Annotated in this window: 15 protein-coding genes; 13 read left to right on the forward strand and 2 right to left on the reverse strand. The window is 40.5% G+C overall.

The genetic code is table 11. The features are described 5' to 3' along the window. Window positions 1-300: a hypothetical protein gene (locus tag J4E76_RS20180; protein ID WP_208506641.1), complete on the reverse strand. Its 300-nt coding sequence runs from the start codon at window positions 298-300 to the stop codon at window positions 1-3. A 59-nt stretch (window positions 301-359) separates the two neighbouring features. Between J4E76_RS20180 and J4E76_RS20185 the strand changes: the two genes are divergently transcribed. From J4E76_RS20185 to J4E76_RS20195, 3 genes are all read left to right on the forward strand, one after another. After that, entirely contained in the window at window positions 360-1,316 is a 957-nt protein-coding gene (locus J4E76_RS20185) for an NAD-dependent epimerase/dehydratase family protein (RefSeq protein ID WP_208506613.1), read from the forward strand. Window positions 1,317-1,353: 37 nt separating this feature from the next. Beyond that, window positions 1,354-1,947, forward strand: coding sequence for a hypothetical protein (locus J4E76_RS20190; protein WP_208506614.1), 594 nt, complete (start codon window positions 1,354-1,356; stop codon window positions 1,945-1,947). A gap of 68 nt (window positions 1,948-2,015) precedes the next feature. Then, window positions 2,016-2,504, forward strand: coding sequence for a hypothetical protein (locus tag J4E76_RS20195; protein WP_208506615.1), 489 nt, complete (start codon window positions 2,016-2,018; stop codon window positions 2,502-2,504). A 48-nt stretch (window positions 2,505-2,552) separates the two neighbouring features. Here J4E76_RS20195 and J4E76_RS20200 read toward each other — a convergent pair whose 3' ends face one another. Beyond that, window positions 2,553-4,004, reverse strand: a complete 1,452-nt coding sequence (locus J4E76_RS20200) for an NADP-dependent isocitrate dehydrogenase (RefSeq protein WP_208506616.1) — start codon at window positions 4,002-4,004, stop codon at window positions 2,553-2,555. A gap of 180 nt (window positions 4,005-4,184) precedes the next feature. Between J4E76_RS20200 and J4E76_RS20205 the strand changes: the two genes are divergently transcribed. The 10 genes from J4E76_RS20205 (at window position 4,185) to ruvA (ending at window position 15,168) form a co-directional block, all read left to right on the forward strand. Continuing rightward, on the forward strand, window positions 4,185-4,970 hold the full coding sequence (locus tag J4E76_RS20205) for an enoyl-CoA hydratase-related protein (RefSeq protein WP_208506617.1): 786 nt from the start codon (window positions 4,185-4,187) through the stop codon (window positions 4,968-4,970). A gap of 14 nt (window positions 4,971-4,984) precedes the next feature. Beyond that, window positions 4,985-6,475, forward strand: coding sequence for a lipopolysaccharide biosynthesis protein (locus tag J4E76_RS20210; RefSeq protein WP_208506618.1), 1,491 nt, complete (start codon window positions 4,985-4,987; stop codon window positions 6,473-6,475). A gap of 73 nt (window positions 6,476-6,548) precedes the next feature. Then, window positions 6,549-8,306 (forward strand): lipopolysaccharide assembly protein LapB, encoded by a 1,758-nt coding sequence (locus J4E76_RS20215; protein WP_208506619.1) that lies wholly within the window; start codon window positions 6,549-6,551, stop codon window positions 8,304-8,306. After that, complete coding sequence (locus J4E76_RS20220) at window positions 8,284-9,054, forward strand: DUF4292 domain-containing protein (protein ID WP_208506620.1); 771 nt, start codon at window positions 8,284-8,286, stop codon at window positions 9,052-9,054. Before J4E76_RS20215 ends, J4E76_RS20220 begins: the two co-directional genes overlap by 23 nt. Then, window positions 9,041-10,225 carry a murein hydrolase activator EnvC gene (locus tag J4E76_RS20225; RefSeq protein ID WP_208506621.1) on the forward strand — a complete coding sequence of 395 codons (1,185 nt, stop codon included), beginning with the start codon at window positions 9,041-9,043 and terminating at the stop codon, window positions 10,223-10,225. The genes J4E76_RS20220 and J4E76_RS20225 overlap by 14 nt, the downstream gene beginning before the upstream one ends. Window positions 10,226-10,300: 75 nt before the next feature. Beyond that, a complete protein-coding gene (locus J4E76_RS20230) occupies window positions 10,301-10,501 on the forward strand; it encodes a twin-arginine translocase TatA/TatE family subunit (RefSeq protein WP_208506622.1) in 201 nt (66 codons plus the stop codon). A gap of 7 nt (window positions 10,502-10,508) precedes the next feature. Further along, a complete protein-coding gene (gene gatA, locus J4E76_RS20235) occupies window positions 10,509-11,933 on the forward strand; it encodes an Asp-tRNA(Asn)/Glu-tRNA(Gln) amidotransferase subunit GatA (protein ID WP_208506623.1) in 1,425 nt (474 codons plus the stop codon). A 13-nt stretch (window positions 11,934-11,946) separates the two neighbouring features. Beyond that, window positions 11,947-13,278: a lytic transglycosylase domain-containing protein gene (locus J4E76_RS20240; protein WP_208506624.1), complete on the forward strand. Its 1,332-nt coding sequence runs from the start codon at window positions 11,947-11,949 to the stop codon at window positions 13,276-13,278. An 87-nt stretch (window positions 13,279-13,365) separates the two neighbouring features. After that, window positions 13,366-14,469, forward strand: a complete 1,104-nt coding sequence (locus tag J4E76_RS20245; RefSeq protein ID WP_208506625.1) for a DUF4837 family protein — start codon at window positions 13,366-13,368, stop codon at window positions 14,467-14,469. A 105-nt stretch (window positions 14,470-14,574) separates the two neighbouring features. Continuing rightward, the gene (gene ruvA / locus J4E76_RS20250; protein WP_208506626.1) at window positions 14,575-15,168 is read left to right on the forward strand and encodes a Holliday junction branch migration protein RuvA; all 594 of its coding nucleotides are present in this window, start codon (window positions 14,575-14,577) and stop codon (window positions 15,166-15,168) included. Window positions 15,169-15,198: the final 30 nt, after the last annotated feature.

Consider the following 15,198-nt stretch of genomic DNA (forward strand, 5'->3'; position numbering starts at 1 on the left):
TTAATTGGTTTTAGGTCTTGCAATTTTGGGCTTCATCATGGGTTTCTTAGCCGTTTTTTCTACTTCTACCTCTCCTAATGGGTATGTCCTTCTGGTTTTATTAATCAAAAAGAGTTTCTGAGCGGTAAAACTATCAGGGTGCACCTGATCAAAAAGGTTTTTGAATTCCTCAAATCGCTTGGATTGGCCCTTGGCAAAAGCCTTCGGGTCTATTTTCTTTTTCACCAAGTAATCGTCAAAACTCATCTCTTCCATGACACGGCAAATATATAAGATGTAATCCAACCAACCTTTGGTCATGCAAACGTTTTACATGTGGAGCTGTTTAATTAATATTGCAAGTCAGGAAATAGAAATCAATGGAGAGAATATTAGTAATTGGGGCCTGTGGCCAACTCGGTTCTGAACTAACCAATGAACTGGGAAAACTGTTCGGTAATTCAAATGTTATCGCTTCAGATATTTCCCAACCAGTTGCAGCCATTTCAAACTTCACATTTGAGCAGTTGGACGTTATGAATGCCGATCAGCTTAGTGGAATTGTTGAAACTCATGACATCACCCAGGTCTATCACCTAGCTGCTATTCTTTCCGCCAAGGGCGAGGAAAATCCTAAATGGGCATGGAACCTAAATATGACAGGCCTGTTAAATGTATTGGAATTGGCCAAAGAAAAGAACCTGAGAATCTATTGGCCAAGTTCCATTGCTGTTTTTGGTCCGACTACACCCAGAGTGAACACTCCACAAGACACTGTAATGGATCCTAATACCGTTTACGGTATAAGTAAATTGGCTGGTGAAAGATGGTGCGAGTATTATCACGAGAAGTACGGTGTTGATGTACGCAGCCTTCGCTACCCTGGACTCATCGGGTACAAGTCACTACCGGGTGGCGGCACCACTGATTATGCCGTGGACATTTACCACAAAGCGCTCCGAAATGAGCCTTTCGAATGCTTTTTATCAGAAGACACCTACTTGCCTATGATGTATATGAGTGACGCCATCAAAGCCACCTTGGATCTAATGCAAGCTCCTGCGGATCAAATCAAAGTAAGGTCTAGTTATAATGTCTCAGCGATAAGTTTTTCTCCCAAGGAAATTGTTGAGTCCATTAGAAAAGGGATACCTGAATTCTCAGCAACGTATCAGCCAGATTTTAGACAAGCCATAGCCGACTCATGGCCCGATAGCATTGACGATTCAGTGGCGAGAAATGATTGGAATTGGTCGCCAAGCTTTGACTTGGATAAAATGACCAATGACATTCTAAAAAACCTACCTGCCTTGTTAAACGAATTCGAACAAGCTTAAACTGCAACATTTTGCTAGATTGGACCTTCTAATAGTTATGGCAAAGCAACGGACCAGTTTAATCAAATTCATAGCAGAGCTCCTCATTGTTTTTGTTGGCGTGTATGGGGCTTTTGAACTCAATAGATATCAAGAGACAAAAAGAGAAACAAAAATTCGAGAGCGCTATTTTTCAAGTTTCAGCTCTGAACTCAACAAGTTGTCTTTCGACATTAGTAATACGCAAAAAACGATTGACAAGGCGCTTACCAACTTCCAGACTGCCATAGAGAATGGCGAAAAACCAACACCAAAGCCCCTCAATATTATTTTCGAAGCTCCTATGCTGATAACAAGGGCAGGTTTCAATGATGATGTGTTTATTCAGCTCGATGCTAGTTTGGCGGCAAGCCTAAGCGGTGGTTATGATAATGTGCAACTGGTCATCAAACAAATTGAACGTTTCAATCAGCTCTGCGATCGACAGTTAATTTCAAATACGCCTATCACTTTTTACGATCGCCAGGCTAATTTGAAACCTGAGTTTCACTGGTATCAGAATGAATTAAGTCACCTGCAAGGGTATATGAGGAATTTGGACAAAATGATAAATGAAGGAGCAATCCCCGCTGTGAAGAAACTTATTGAATAATTTTTAATACAGGCTCATCCATTCCAACCTATTGTAGAGTTTCAATGTCTAAAGAGGAAAACAAAGACATGAAAAAAGTATTTTTACTACTACTCCTGTTTATTTGCTTCACAGCCTGTGACAATACCAATGAAGGAAGCCTTGAGCGAGTTTATTTCGAAAACTCTGAACTGTCAACTCCGGAAGATGAAGCTGGCACATGGGTAAGCTGGTCAAGCGGAGCCAATACAGCTATCCGCTTTGCCTATACTCATCCAGATGAAGTCAATATAGCTGATGATGAACTTACAGAGTTCTTCTGGATAGAAATCCCACCTGGGGTTACAGATTTTGATGTTGAAACCTCTTCAGACTTAATAGGAAACTCAGGACTTGAATTTTACTACGTTAGATCTTGCTTTTGCTTTTTCGAACCCTTCGTATACCTGAGAAATAATATATCGGGCCGGAAAATATCAAACAATCAATGGGAAATCTCTTTCGACATTCTTGTCCAATCGGGCGACTCTGAATACGAACTCAAAGATAATGGCGTCTATACGCTAACCTCACGATAAAAAAAGGGGCTCACGCCCCTTTTCATTTTTTCTACTCTTCTTTATAATCTACTCTCCCTGACTTAAGGAGTAGCCTCTCTCCCCATCAAAGTGATAAAGATGCTCTGTCTTTATGAAGTCAAACCCTGCATCCTGAACGCTTTGAAGTAACTCGATTACATCAGAGTTATTCAAAATCTTACCTTCCGGATTGACAAACCTACACCTCCAATGATCCGTCTTGAAAGTTTCAGGAATACCTCCTGGGTAAACCAAGACACCTCTGTTTGAGATAAGCTTTAATTTCAAATTCTCTGTAGACGCAACATTCAATAAACGATCTCCTATCTCATCGGCATCCCTGTTTTCTCCACGCCAATCGATAAAGACATCTACACCAACAAGTTCTTTTTTCTTAGCTGGCTTCTCTTTGATGGACACAGAAATCGCTACATCTTCATTGTACTTTACAGGAGCTAGTTTACTCGGTTTCTGACCTAAGCGCTGAATGATGGCATCGGCAAACTCTTTTGTACCAACTCTTTCCACACTTCTATTTGCACGATAGATATCACCTGTGTGAATACCATCTTCCAAAGTCTTTAACCATGCGTTCTGAATAAGTTCAGCCTTATCAGACATTCCCATTTGTACTAACATCATAGTCGCTCCATTCAGTAAGCCCGAAGGGTTAGCAATATTTTGACCAGCGATATCAGGTGCCGAGCCATGAATTGCCTCAAACATACCGTGAGTCATACCTACATTGGCTGAACCTGCCATACCCACTGAACCGGCTACTTCTGCAGCAATGTCAGAAATAATATCTCCGTAAAGGTTAAGCGTAACAACCACGTCAAGGGACTCTGGTCTTGCCGCAACTACAGCCGATCCTATATCAATGATCCAATGGTCCGCAGCAATATCCGGATACTCAAGTTTAATTTCATTGAAGATATTATGGAACATACCATCGGTATGCTTCATAATGTTATCCTTCGTCATACAGGTCACCTTTTTGCGCCCGTAGGCTCTTGCATACTCAAAGGCATAACGAATAATTTTCTCACTTCCCGGTTGAGAAATCAACTTTAATGTCTGTACTACCTCTGTTGTCTGCTGGTGCTCAATGCCCGCATAAAGATCTTCCTCGTTTTCCCTTACGATAACCACATCCATATGAGGGAAAAATGATGGCACATATGGTGGGTATGCTCTAAATGGACGAACATTAGAATATAATCCCAATGACTTTCTAATGGTTACATTCAAACTCTTATAACCTCCTCCCTGCGGAGTGGTTATCGGAGCTTTTAAGAATACTCTATTCCCCCTTAAAGTCTCCCATGATTCAGGACTGATACCAGACTTATGTCCAGACTTATAAACCTTCTCCCCAATCTCAATGGTATCATAAGTCAATCCCACATTCGCTGCATCCATAATACGCAGTGTGGCATCCATGATCTCTGGCCCTATTCCATCACCGTGAGCAACGGTTATCCTTGATTCTGTCCTCATAATTACTTTTGGTAGTTCCTCCTAAATTTGACGGCAAATGTAATCACCATCTCTTCATAATTGAAATTGTAAACCTCCATTTTAGAACATTGTTTATGAGTGGGAAATATTTGGGATCAATAGCGTAGTTTTACAATTCTATACTGACTGTTATCTTTGAATTCACGCTCAACCCAAATCATGGCGAATTATCAGAATATACTATTTGAAAATAAAGAGGGAATTGCCCATCTAACCATCAACAGACCCGATAAACTGAATGCTCTCAATATTCAAACTATAGAGGATATAAAAGTGGCCTTCGAAGAAATCTATGATGATGCTACCATCAAAGGCGTTGTCATTACTGGGGCCGGGGAAAAAGCTTTTGTAGCTGGGGCAGACATCTCAGAAATTGCTGAGTTGAATGAACTCAATGCAAGAAAATTTGCAGAAAGTGGTCAGGAAGTTTTCAGTGCAATAGAAAATTGTCACAAACCTGTCGTAGCATTGGTCAATGGATTTGCTTTAGGAGGTGGATGTGAGTTGGCTATGGCCTGTCACATGCGAGTAGCAACTGCGAATGCCAGGTTTGGACAACCCGAGGTAAACCTAGGCGTTATTCCAGGCTACGGAGGCACGCAGCGATTGACACAATTAATCGGCAAAGCCAAATCTTTTGAGTTATGCATGACTGGAGATATGATTAACGCCAATCAGGCGTTAACACTTGGGTTGTTAAACTATGTATTGGACACCCAAACAGAAGCCATTGCTAAATGTGAGGAGATTCTGAATAAAGTAATATCAAAAGCGCCTGTAGCTATTGGACTAGTTATTGACTGCATCAATGCCGTTAGTAATGAGCAAGAAAATGGCTATCAAACAGAAGCCAATGGATTTGCCGCGTGCACAAAAACCGCAGACTTTGCAGAAGGTACAACCGCATTTTTAGAGAAAAGAAAACCTGAGTTCAAGGGAGAATAAAGCTCCCTTTTTTTATGAGTCAAATTAAAAAACTCGCTGGCCAAACAGCCTATTACGGCATAAGTAGTATACTCGGGCGAGTACTCAATTTCCTATTATTACCCATTTGGACAGATCGTCTTGTAGCCAATGAATATGGCGCAGTAACCGAGCTCTACGCTTACGTGGCCCTTTGTTTAATTGTCTACACCTTCGGCATGGAAACAGCCTTTTTTAGGTTTAGCAATAAGTCGAACAAAAAAGAGGCATATAACAGCACAGCCACGGCAGTGCTGGCAACATCAACTATTTTCTCGAGTCTCATTTTTATTTTCTCGGAGCAAATAGCCAACCTGCTTGGCAATGGTGTTGAGCAACAATATGTTCAATACATGGCAGCCATTTTATTTATCGATGGATTGATTGCCATACCCTTTGCCAAACTTAGACTAGAGCAAAAGGCACTAAAATTTGCTTTGATCAAGGTGGGCGTAATCTCCATCACCATAATTCTCAACCTCTTATTTATTATTGTTTTACCAGACATTCATGCGGGAAAATATCTCAATGGTCTTCAAGAAACAGTAACTAAGATTTACAATCCTTCTCTGGGTATTGGCTATATATTTATTGCCAACTTGTTGGCCAACCTCCTCTACCTCCCATTACTGTGGAAAGAGTTATTACAAATAAGGCTATCCATTCATTGGACAACCTTCAAACCTATGCTTGCTTATGCACTACCCATTTTCTTGATGGGACTTGGTGGCATGTTCAACGAACAGGGCTATGCACTTATATTAAAGCATGTCTTCCCAGAAGAATCGGGTATTTCTGGAAGTGACGCTCTTGGTGTATTCAGTGGTGCCTTCAAATTGAGTGTAGTTATGATGCTCGGTATACAGGCATTCCGCTACGCGGCTGAACCATTCTTTTTCAGTCATGCTGAAAACAAGGAAGCCCCCGCACTATTTGCTAGGATCATGCATTATTTCGTGGTATTCAACATTGTGATTTTGGTTGCAGTGGCGTTAAATACGGAACTCATAGGAGATGTTTTTTTAAGAAACGACACCTACAAGGAGGCTTTATTTGTCCTTCCAATCTTGCTGATTGCCAAACTCTTTTATGGTGTTTATGTGAACCTGAGTGTTTGGTTTAAGCTCACTGACAAAACAATTTTCGGCACTTACTATGCCTTAATTGGAGCCATTATCACCTTGATTGGAAACCTATTGTTAATAAACGAGTTGGGCTACTACGGCAGTGCAGTTACTGCACTGGTCTGTTATGGTGCAATGAGCGTAATGTGTTATTTGCGAGGCAGGCAGGCCTTTCCTATCCCTTACAATTTCAAACCACTCTTCATCTATTTGATTTTAGCGATTGTGGTTATTTATGGGATAGACTTCATTCATATCGATAACAAATGGCTGTCTTATGGTTTCAAATTATTGGTTACTGCTGCATTTGCAGGGGCTATGTTTTTGTTGGAAGGCAGGAAGATCCAGTACAAGTCGACATAGCTAGAATGCCTCAACTCACAGAATTCTGTAAACTTAAGCTCAATATTATTCGTTTCTTCCGTAATTGCTCTTGTTGAAAGTCCTTAACACCATATTGCTGCTCTTTTGCATGACCCTCCTCATGCCATTTGAAGGAACCGCTCAGAGGAAAAAAAAGGAGGCCGAGGTCAATTTGAAAGAGGAACTCACCCCCTATGAAAGGGCCAATTCTGAGTTCTTAATGATTGAAGCTCAGAAATTTTTCCTCATTGAAGACTATAAACGATCACTGGCATTTCTTGAAAAAGCACTGGAGGTTGATGAAGAAAATCACGCTGCTCATTTTAAAATGGCAGAAGTTCATTTGATCGAAGGTGAGCATACTAAGGGCCTTACTGCCATTGACAAAGCCATTGAACTACAGCAAGGCAATAAGTATTACTACGTTTTGGCCGCACAGCTACAAAAAGCGAGTCAAAACCTAGCAGGTGCTGCTCAGTACTATGAGTTAATGATCGAAAACGCGAAAGATTTTAATGCCTACCTGATAGAAATTACTGAAGTATATGAGGGCCTTAACCAATTGGACAAGGCACTGGCAGTCTTAGACCAGCCTGAAGAGAATGGTGAAGGCCTTAGCTTCGATCAAAAATCCAGGAGAATTGACCTGCTCATCAAAGCAAATAAAAATGAAGCTGCTATTGACTACCTCTCCCAGTTGTTTGTAGAAAATCCTAAGAACAATGAAGTGCTCTATAAGTATGCCTACACCCTCACATCTAATGGAAAAGTCGAAGAGTCGATCGGGATTTTAGAACAAAACGATTTAAAGACTAATGAGCTCATCTTATTGCTGGTTGAAAACTATCAACGATCTGGTGCTACCAGCAAGCAAAAAGACTTGGTTTTGAGTATATACAGCGACCCAGAAGCCAGCCTTAGTATGAAAACATTACTACTTGGGCAATGGGCATTTTCCAATGACCAGGGAAGTCAATCGACTCTGATAGACAGTCTACAGACAATCATGAATACAGATTACCCCGATGAACCCCTAGTTATCGAAAATGGAGGTCTTCTGTATACCAAACTGGCCCAAACAGCGGCTGACGAACAAAAAACACAATATGAAAATAAGGCCATTAACTATTTTAAGAGGCTAACCAAATTACGTCCAGGAGACTTTCAAGTCTGGAACAAAGTTCTTGCCTATGAATACCAACAAGAAGATTGGGAAAAGCTAGCTGCATCATCGGAGGAAGCTTTAGACCTCTTTCCCAATCAGGCGGTGTTTTATATTTATTTGGCCAGTGCGAATCAAGGCCTCAAGGAGTTCGATGAAGCAGAAGCACTTTTAAAACAAGCTGGCAGAATGGCACTAGCCAATGAGTTATTAAAAAGTCAGATTCTAGGAAAGCAAGCTCTATTAGCACTCGCTATGGACAAAGAGGCGGAGGCAATTGATCTTTTCGAACAATCCATTAACCTAAGTCAACCACATCCTGAAAGTATTGCGCATTATGCTGACCTTTTGGCTACATCAGATCCCGAAAAAGGCATCAACCTCATTAACTCGGTAATTAACTCACCTTTTAAAAACCTTCAATTCATTAGGATTAAGGCCAAGGCACTCTTTAATTTGAAAAACTATTCGGAAGCCAATACAATATTGACTGAAGGCCTAAACGAATTTACCAGCCAGCAAAATGGCAAGACATTGGAACTCAGCGGAGATATTCTTTTTAAACTTAACCTGATAGATGAGGCTTTGGTACAATGGAAGACTGCACAAAGACTTGGCAATACATCAGAAAAACTAGATCAGAAAATTGAGAACAAGCAATTCAACTAAATATCTCACCTTTCTACTGATCTTCAGTACGGTACTCGCACTAAGCAGTTGTAGCAAGAAGTTTCTAGGCTTTGGATATGACCCAAAGGCAGAACTAGCGCTAGAAGAAATTGATTTCGAATATCTTTCTACTACTACCAAGTTCAAGTATAAAGATGGACAAAGTAAGCAGAAAGCCAGAGCTAATATTCGCATTAAGAAAGACAGTCTTATATGGTTTACACTCAGCAATGGTGTAGGTATAGAAGGTTTTCGGGGGAAAATGACACGCGATTCATTGATTGTTATTGATCGGGTAAATAAAAAAGTCACAAGCTTCAGTTTCGAAACACTAAGCGAACGATTCAACTTCGAATTCAACTTCGATCTTTTTCAGGCTGTTTTAGTGGGAGATCTTCCGGTAGATGTCTCAAAAGCAGATGTTTTAGAAAAGCAAAGCAATAACTTCCTAGTTACCCAAAAAGCAGGCGATCTGAGAATCCAGAATAAAATCAGTTCCAAAACCAGAAGATTAGAAAATTTATTCGCCAGTACTTTGGAGAACAAAAACACGTTGGAATTAAAGTACGGTGACTTCAAATTTCTTGATGATAAGCCCTTTGCCTATAAGGCAGTCATGCTGTTGACCTATTTTAAGGATGGGAAGAAAGAAGAAGCCACCATTGATATAGAACATAATAGAGCAAGAATTGAAAGCAAGCCGCTAAAGTTTCCTTTCAATATACCATCACGCTATGAGCGGCAGTAGAATAATAACCTTATTAGTACTCCTCATTTTGGCCTTTGATCTCTCACAGGCCCAGACAGAACGCCAGCGACTAGAAAAACAGAAACAGGAAATACAGGATAGAATTCTTGAGACACAGAAAATTCTGAGTCAAACAGCAGATAAAAAGAATAACTCTCTGGGTAGGTTAAGAGCTCTCAACAATCAAATCAGATCCAGAGCCTCGCTTGTCAACGCCATTAAGGGAGAGGTGAGTCTCCTAGATGAAGAAATAGCCGAAGACCAGAGCATTATCGATGCAATGGGAAAAGATTTATTAAACTTAAAAGATGAGTATGGCCAAATGATTTACGCCACTCAGAAAACAAGTTCAGGCTTCAATCATCTTACATTTTTATTCGCTTCAAGCACTTTTAATCAGCTCTTTATGCGGATGAAATATATCAAGCAATATGGTGAAGCGCGCAAAAAACAGGTTGAGCAAATAGAAATTGTACAAGAAAGCCTCAATCAACAAATTACTGAAATAGAGATTCAAAAGTCTTCCAAACAAAGTCTGCTCAATGAAGAACTATCTGAAAATCAAAAACTCTCTAACCTTCAAAGTGAACAGCGATCTCTAGTTACCAGGTTGGAGCAACAAGAAAACAAAATCAGACAAGACCTAGCACGTCAGAGGGCTTCGGAAAAAGAATTAGGAGACAGAATTGATGCCATCATAGAAGCCGAAAGATTGGCAGCGCTGGCTTCATCTATCGACATGTCGGATATCAATAAGGCCTTTGAAGGTGAAAAAGGGAGATTACCATGGCCTGTAGATCAAGGGTTTGTCTCTTCTAAATATGGTCAACACAGACATCCGACATTAAAGACGGTTATGCTTACTAACAAAGGCATTGACATTCAAACCACTAAGGATGCGCGCGTAAAGGCCGTGTTTCCCGGTAAAGTAAGTGCCATTATGTCTATCCCTGGGCAAGGCAATACTGTCCTTATTCAGCATGGAGAATACTTCACCGCTTATTCAAAATTAAAGGCTGTAGTAGTAAAAAAAGGACAACAGGTGCAAGGGCAACAAATTCTTGGTCAGGTGATAACAGACAACAATGATGTCTCCGAGGTTAAGTTCAAAGTCTTCGACCAAAAGACGAATGTGAACCCAGAAACTTGGCTTGAGCGGAAGATCAACTAAACTTAGCCACTTGAATTACGTGAACTGGTAAGAGTTTTTACCTATCTTTGTTTTATATACATTAAGTACATCGTCATGGAAACAATATTAGCATTAGGAATGCCAGGTGGGCCAGAGATATTTGTGATCCTATTCATCGTCCTTCTATTATTCGGAGCGAAAAAGATTCCAGATCTCGCCAGAGGTTTCGGAAAAGGTATCAGAGAGTTTAAAGACGCTACCAAAGAGATTAAGAAAGAGGTAGACGATGCTGGCAAAGAAATAGACAAATCTTAAGATAACAGTGAAGAATTATCATCGCCTAGATGAGATTCAAAACGACCTTAAGCTTCAAAAAGTCTCTTGCCTTAGCCTAGTTAACCACTATCTTAAAAACATAGAAGACAACAAGCACCTCAACGCATTTGTAGAGGTATTTGACGAAGAGGCAAAAGAGAGAGCCAAAGCAATTGATCTCAAACTAAAGAATAACCAAGCCGGCAAGTTAGCCGGCTTAATTTTTGGCATCAAAGATCTGCTTTGTTACCAATACCATCAAGTATCTGGGAGTAGCAACATTCTCAAAGGTTTCGAATCTCAAATCACAGCCACAGCTGTCCAACGACTGCTGGATGAAGACGCCATAGTAATCGGAAGGCAAAACTGTGATGAGTTCGGTATGGGTTCATCCAACGAGAATTCAGCATATGGTTCAGTAAAGAATGCCATTGACAATTCAAGAGTACCAGGAGGATCTTCCGGAGGTTCTGCCGTGGCAGTTCAAGCTGATATGTGCCAAATTTCCTTGGGTACAGATACTGGAGGTTCCGTTAGACAACCAGCTGCTTTTACAGGTATTGTAGGACTTAAACCTACTTACTCAAGAATTTCAAGATGGGGCCTCCTCGCCTATGCATCTTCTTTCGATACTATTGGTATTTTTTCCAAATCGATAGAAGACAACGCCATCGTACTTCAAACCATCGCTGGCAAAGATGAAATGGATGGGACTTCAGCCTCTCAACCAGTTCAAGCATTTGTCTCTAAGGGCTTTGAAGAAAGAAAATTTAAAGTGGCCTATCTCAATGAAGCATTGACTAGTTCGGGTGTTCAAGAAGAAGTTAAATCTGCTCTAAAGGGAACTATAGAGAAATTGAAAGGCAATGGGCATAGTGTTGAAAAACTGGATTTTCCGTTGCTAGACTACGCATTACCCACGTATTACATCCTAACCACAGCCGAGGCCAGTACCAACTTGTCTCGATATGATGGAGCACATTACGGACATCGGAGTAAAGACACCACCGATCTTGAATCGATGTACAAGTTTTCTAGAACTGAAGGTTTCGGTGAGGAAGTACAAAGGCGCATAATGTTGGGGACCTTTGTGTTAAGTGCTGACTATTACGATGCCTATTTTACCAAAGCCCAAAAGGCCCGACAGGTGATCAAAGAAGCTACCGACAAGATTCTTGAAGAATTTGACTTTATCATCATACCAACGACACCTACTACAGCGTTCAAATTAGGTCAACACCAAGACAATCCTCTTGAAATGTATATGGCAGACCTATTCACGGTACAGGCATCTGTAACGGGCATACCTGCTATTTCAATCCCTGTAGGAAGTGATTCCAATAATTTGCCGATCGGTCTGCAAATTATGTCAGGGGCTTTTGATGAAAATAAACTTTTTGCAATTTCGAAGTATCTATTAAAAGAAGATTAGCCTCTTGGGTAGAATGAGAACCATAAGATTCATATTAGTCCTCTGTCTTTGCGCTAGCACAGTTGTTGCTCAGCAAGAAAAGCCGCTTTATGAGGTTTATGACTATGCCCCCGATATTAGTTATGCCGATATAGAAAAGAGATACAACAGCCTAGATCTTACAATAGACATTGCTTTCAACGATCGTGTAGCTGCTTTTGTCAATTATTTCACTGTACGTGACCGTGACTACACTAGAGAAATGCTGAGGAGGAAGGAGATTTATTTCCCGATTTTCGAAAAGTATCTAAAAGAGTATGGTTTACCCCAAGAACTCAAGTACCTGCCCATCATTGAAGCAGGACTAAACCCGAAAGCTACTTCAGGACCACAGGCAGTGGGCTTGTGGCAGTTTATGGCACCAACGGCTCGCGAGCGAGGCTTGAAAATTGATTGGTATATCGATGAGCGTATGGACCCGGAAAAGTCTACTGAAGCGGCCTGTCAATATATTAAATGGCTATATGGTGTTTTTAAAGACTGGAAGCTCACACTGGCTGCTTATAATAGCGGTATTGGTAATGTAAAAAGAGCCATCAGAAGGTCTGGATATAAAAACGACTTCTGGAAAGTATATCGCTACTTACCTAGAGAAACACGTTCTTATGTACCTCAATTTGCTGCTATTGTATATGCAATGGAGTATGCCGATGTACACAACATTTATACTGACGATCCTCAATACCCTATCGACTTTGACATTATCCAGACCAATCAATTTGTATATCTAAAGGCATTCGCTGAAGAAAGTGGCATCCCTCTGGAAACGCTGAAGCATTTAAACCCTGCAGTCAAGAAGGGAGCTATTCCTGCTAGAGCGAAGAACTTTGAATTGAGAATTCCGAAGGCTAACAAGACTGATTATTTAAAAAACGAATCTCAAATATTGGCCAAAGCGGAGGCAGCAAAGTCAGAATTCGAGAAACTGGCGCAAAATATGCCTGGAAGCACTTTTGGAAAGGAAAAAGTGGTCTATCGAGTGAGAAATGGTGATGTATTGGGAACGATCGCAAGAAAGCATGGTGTTAGGCTTACCGATCTAAAGGCTTGGAATAACATCCGTGGATCGCTTATCAGGGTTGGGCAGAGATTGAACATCTACATTGGTCCGGACTTTTACGAAAAAAGTACCGTCCGACTCGTCAACCAGCCCCTACCCGATTCTAAGCTTCATGTGGTACAACCAGGTGACACCTTATGGGATATATCTCGTATGTACAAAGGCTTGAGTATCGATAAAATTCGACAACTCAACAACCTCAAAGGCAATTCTATTAAACCTGGAATGCAGTTGAGAGTTGGTTAGAAAATCTACATAACTAAACTTTTAGTAGATTTTTCTTGTTATTCCTCTGATTAATCATTTGTTTGAACTCAGACTAAAATTTAGACTATGAAAAAGCTCTTAGCCCTATTATTTATAGTAAGCCTCTCAGCTTGTAGTGGAGATAAAGACCAACAGGAAGTTGGTGAAGAAAAAAAGGAAGGAAATGCAAAGAGTACATCTTTTCTACCTGACGCTACTGGTGAATCCGGAGAGATTGTAATCATCATTAACAAGCGTAAATATGATGGTCCACTAGGCGATGCCATCAAGGAAGTTTTCAGGGAAACTGTTCCTGGTTTGACAAGACCAGAACCTATGTTTACCATCAGAGTTATAGAGCCATTCGAATTCAATCGAATATTCAGAGTCGCACGAAACCTAGTCTATGTCACCTCTTTTGAGGGTAATTCTGCTTCCGACAAGTGGCTACAGGGCACTTTTAGTGAAAACTCGAGAGACCGTATCTTTAATGATTCAGACCTCTTTATGCAGACTTCCGAAGACCAATATTCAAAAGGTCAAAAGATTATTCAACTCTTCGGAAAAGATGATGCGACCTTGATTAAAAACTTAAAGGAGAAGAAAAATCTGGTTCAGAACTTCTTCAATATTGCCGAAAAACAACGCCTAGCCCGTACAATTAAAATGTCTACTGCATCAAAAGGTATTCTTCGAAAGGTGAACGATAAATTGGGCGTTAATATTAAAATCCCAGCAGGCTATGAGCTCTCATTATTAGAAGATGACTTTATGTGGGTAAGAGCCCTACCTTCAGTTGGTCCAAGTAAGAACCTTTTTGTCTACAGTAAGCCATATACTTCGCAAGACGAGTTCAAATACGAAAACATCATCAAGCTCCGAAATGAAGCTGGCAAGAAGTACATCTACGGTGATCCAGAAAATAAAGAATCGTACATGATTACTGAAACTGAGTATATGGATCCAGTTTTTAGAAACATCAATTTCAATGATCAATATACTGTCGAAATGAAAGGCGCTTGGAAAACCAACAACTTTTCTGTTGGGGGAACTTTTGTGAGTTACACATTTGTAGATGAAAGTACCGAAAGGCTTTACTATATCGAGGGTTTTGTAATACATCCAAGCGAAGATCACAGAGAGTTGATTAGAGAAATGGAATCCCTACTCACCACCTTTAGGGTGAGTTAGTGAAAATCCTCCTCATTTGACTGAGGTTAAGGTATTCTTCTTAATTTTAAGCATTATGGCAAGTTGAACTTGCCATTTTTATTTTTAGCTACTTGAACCCAGTCTATGTTCGCTTACCTTAAGGGAAAATTAGCCCATAAAGATCCGACATTTGTCATTGTTGATATTGGCGGAGTCGGCTATGAAGTGAAAATTTCACTCAATACTTTTTCCAAGATCAAGGATCAGGAAAACATTCAGCTCTTTACTCATTTTCATGTAAAGGAAGATGCTCAAATACTGTTTGGATTTGCTGATACGCATGAAAAACAGACTTTTCTACATCTAATTTCTATCTCAGGTGTGGGGCCCTCCACTGGTCTCATGGTGCTTTCGTCACTAAATCCGGAAGAGGTAGAGCAGGCAATTTTAAGCGAAGATGTCCGCACGATTCAAGCCGTTAAAGGTATAGGTGCGAAAACCGCACAGCGCATCATTTTGGAACTAAAAGATAAAGTGGGTAAAGATGATGCTGGAGGTGACTTAATCGGACTACCAATTTCTAGTAAAAATACTACACGAAACGAGGCCTTAGCAGCGTTAGTAACTTTAGGCATTAATAAAGCCGCTGCGCAGAAGAGCATTGATAAGATTTTGAAGGAGAACTCCAGCGATATAAGCCTCGAAGAATTGATAAAATTAGCACTCAAAGCAGCTTGAGGTATTTTCTTAAGACTTGATACTACGCAA

The sequence above is a fragment of the Roseivirga sp. E12 genome, assembly GCF_017592825.1.
Taxonomy (GTDB): domain Bacteria; phylum Bacteroidota; class Bacteroidia; order Cytophagales; family Cyclobacteriaceae; genus Roseivirga.